The sequence below is a fragment of the Quisquiliibacterium sp. genome (genome assembly GCF_982640115.1).
On record NZ_CEXFHW010000288.1, the window covers coordinates 1 to 3,022 of the forward strand.

At 68.4% G+C, this 3,022-nt stretch carries 5 protein-coding genes; 1 reads left to right on the plus strand and 4 read right to left on the minus strand.

Translation table 11 applies throughout. The annotated features are described in order from the left end of the window. Positions 1 to 563: ABC transporter substrate-binding protein (locus AC2H6A_RS19010; protein ID WP_484275285.1), on the minus strand; the 563-nt coding region annotated here is incomplete at its 3' end. A gap of 234 nt (positions 564 to 797) precedes the next feature. On the opposite strand from AC2H6A_RS19010, the gene AC2H6A_RS19015 reads away from it, so the two are divergent. Continuing rightward, positions 798 to 1,526: a riboflavin synthase subunit alpha gene (locus AC2H6A_RS19015; protein WP_484275286.1), complete on the plus strand. Its 729-nt coding sequence runs from the start codon at positions 798 to 800 to the stop codon at positions 1,524 to 1,526. Here AC2H6A_RS19015 and AC2H6A_RS19020 read toward each other — a convergent pair. From AC2H6A_RS19020 to AC2H6A_RS19030, 3 genes are read right to left on the minus strand one after another with little or no spacing between them, the layout of a single operon-like run. Continuing rightward, on the minus strand, positions 1,504 to 2,187 hold the full coding sequence (locus AC2H6A_RS19020) for a hypothetical protein (RefSeq protein WP_484275287.1): 684 nt from the start codon (positions 2,185 to 2,187) through the stop codon (positions 1,504 to 1,506). The two genes, AC2H6A_RS19015 and AC2H6A_RS19020, sit on opposite strands and share 23 nt — an antisense overlap. Then, positions 2,184 to 2,549 carry an ArsR/SmtB family transcription factor gene (locus tag AC2H6A_RS19025; RefSeq protein WP_484275288.1) on the minus strand — a complete coding sequence of 122 codons (366 nt, stop codon included), beginning with the start codon at positions 2,547 to 2,549 and terminating at the stop codon, positions 2,184 to 2,186. The genes AC2H6A_RS19020 and AC2H6A_RS19025 overlap by 4 nt, the downstream gene beginning before the upstream one ends. A gap of 5 nt (positions 2,550 to 2,554) precedes the next feature. Next, on the minus strand, positions 2,555 to 2,914 hold the full coding sequence (locus tag AC2H6A_RS19030; RefSeq protein ID WP_484275289.1) for a hypothetical protein: 360 nt from the start codon (positions 2,912 to 2,914) through the stop codon (positions 2,555 to 2,557). Between the last annotated feature and the right edge of the window lie 108 nt (positions 2,915 to 3,022).

Below are 3,022 nucleotides of genomic sequence, written 5' to 3' on the forward strand. Positions count from 1 at the left end.
GCCAGCGAATCCTTGCCCGCCTGGTAGTTGGGTGCCAGCAGGTAGGCGTTCTTGTAGCCCTTGCGCGTGGCGTGCTGGCCGGCCGCCTCGTGGTAGGCGTCGTTGGGCCAGGACACCGCGAAGAACCAGGGGTTGCAATCCTTGCCGGCCAGCGGCGAGGGCGCGGCGTTCGGGCTGATGTAGAAGGTGCGGCTGCTGAAGGCCTCGGGTACCGCGGCCAGCATGATGTTGGAGAACACCACCCCGGTCATGAAGTCGACCTTGTCGCGCTTGATGTTCTTCTCGAAGAGCTGACGGGCGACATCGGGCTTGAACTGGTCGTCACCGATCAGCACCTCGGCGGGCAGGCCGCCGAGCTTGCCGCCCGAAAGCTTGAGCGCAAGCATGAACCCGTCGCGGATGTCCACGCCCAGGCCGGCCGAGGGCCCCGAGAGGGTGCTGACAAGACCGACCTTGATCTTGTCGGCGGCCTGAGCCATGGGCGCGGCAACGAGAGCGAGGGCCGCGGCGAGCAGGCAGGCCAGCGCGCGGGCGCGCACCGGCAACGAGGCGGAGGGGAACATCGTGGGGTCTCCTGGCTGACGGCGCCGGGTCGACAGACCGCCCGGCAAAGGCCGGAGTTTAGCCCAAGCGCGTGGCGGCCAATCGCGCATGGAGCGATCCCGGCGCGGCGCCCTGCGCATGGTCGGAACCCGCCCGGGCTGAAGCATCGAGCCCATGCATCATGCCCGAGGCCATCCTGTTAAGCTCGCCACGATGGCCCCGTTTCCCCTGGGCCGCCTTCGCGGATCTCAGCCATGTTCACCGGTATCGTCCAGGGCCTTGCCCGCGTCGCGCAGCTTACCGACCGCCCCGGCCTGCGCAGCTTCCTGCTCCAGTTCCCGGGCGGTTTCGCCCATGAACTCGCCGTGGGCGCGAGCGTCGCCATCGACGGCACCTGCCTGACCGTCACCGAGGTGCTGCCGGGCGACGCGGCGCGCTTCGATGTCATGCAGCAGAGCCTGGGGCTCACCACCCTGGCCGGCCTGCGCGAAGGCAGCCTGGTCAACGCCGAGCGGGCCGCGCGCGATGGCGCCGAGATCGGCGGCCATCCCCTCTCAGGCCACATCGACTTCATGGCCCGCATCGGCCAGATCCGTCGGCCAGAGAACAACTGCGTGCTGCGTTTTTCGGTGCCCGCGCCCTGGATGCGCTATGTGTTCGCCAAGGGCTACATCGCCGTCAATGGCGCCAGCCTCACCGTTGCCGAGACCGGTCGCGAACCGGGGGGCGCGGGCTGGTTCGAGGTCTGGCTGATTCCCGAGACGCTGCGCATGACCACCTTCGGCGAGAAACGCGAGGGCGATGCCGTCAACATCGAGATCGAACGCTCGACCCAGGTGTTCGTGGATACCGTGCGCGAGGCCATCGACGAGCGGCTCGGGCCGCTGCTGCCGCTGCTGCAGGCATGGCTCCAACAGCAGGGCCGCAGCCTGGATGAACTGGCGGCGCCGCTGCCAGGCGTCAGCGCACCCGGCCGAACGTGAACCAGTTCTGGAAGCCTTCCCGGTTCTTCCAGTAGAACTCGATCACGCCGCTGCGCACCCGGGCGCGCCCATCGTTCCAGGGCGCGAGCGGACCGCCGAAGATCACTTCATCGCCCTCGATGCGGTAACGGGCCGCCTCACCGTTGAAACGGTAGCTGCCGTCGGCCGAGATGAGCAGCACGCCCGCGGTGCCATTGATGCCGCGCCATTCGCCCACCAGGTCGGCCGAGGCGAGCGCCCCGGCCCGCGCCGCCGGTGACCTGGCCGCCGTGGTTCGTGTGAACCGTCCGCTCGCCACCGGCGTGCCATCGGGGCTGGCATTGAGCACCTGAAAACGGTAACTGCCATCTGGCCAGAGATGCGCGGGCAACGAGGCGCGGAACTCGCCGTTGGCAAAGACGCCCACCCGGCGCTCGAAGACGGGCGCACCCGCGCCCTCGCGCTCGACCACCAGACGCAGGCCCTGCTCGCGGTAGGCTCGCAGCGAGCCCTGAATCTCGATGGTGGTCAGCCCCGCCATGATGCCCTCGGCAGTCGAACAGGTTGCGGCCTCGCAGCGCAGCTGACGGATCTCGAAGGCTTCGCCAGCCGCCGCCCTGGCCTGCGGTGGAGGCATCAGGCCCGTGAGAACGACCAGAAGCGGCAGCAGCGCGGCGATCATGGAGACTCTCCGGGGCGTGTGTCGCTGGCGGTGTCGGTTGCGTACTGGAGGCACACCGAGCGACAGATCTCGGCGGCGCTCTGGTTGCGGATACGGTAGAAGATCTGCGTGGCATCGCGCCGCCGGTCCAGCACACCTGCCCGATAGAGCGTACCGAGATGCTGGCTCATGTTGGGCTGGGTGGTGTCGATCTCGCCGAGCAGCTGCGAGACATTCTTCTCGCCCTGGCAGAGCGCACTGATGATCCGCAGCCGGATGGGCGTGGCGAGCAGGCCGAAGAGCTCGGCAGCCGAACGGAAGACGGCCTCGGAGTCCACCGCATCGGCGGCAGGCATGGGTGCGGACAGGGGGTCCATCGGCATCACCCTCAACGCTTCGCGCCGGCACGCGGACCGAGACCGAACCGGTAGTGATCGCGATTGAGCACGGCGGCCACCGCCGTGCTTTCCTCCGGAAACAGGCCGAGCTTGAGCTCGGTGCTGCACATGTCGACCATGCCGCGCAGCGCGCCGGGGGTGTTGATCCTTCCGGCAGGCCGGTAGATGGCCGACCCGTCACCGCCCACCGTTCGGACATGGCAGGCACCGCACTGGTGCTCGCGCAGGAGCTTCTCGCCAAGCGGCAGATCGGCACCCCGGAAGATGTCCGGCACCTGACCCTGCGCGGCACAGGTGCCTGCAAGGACGAACAGGCCGGGGATCAGCAAGCGGAAGGGGGACAGGGGCATCAGGTTCTCCGCGGCGTCAGCTCGGACGGGATGGCTCAGGCAAGCTGCAGCCACTGCATGACATCTTCCTCGAACATTTCGCCGGCAATCACCTGCTGCAGGCGACCA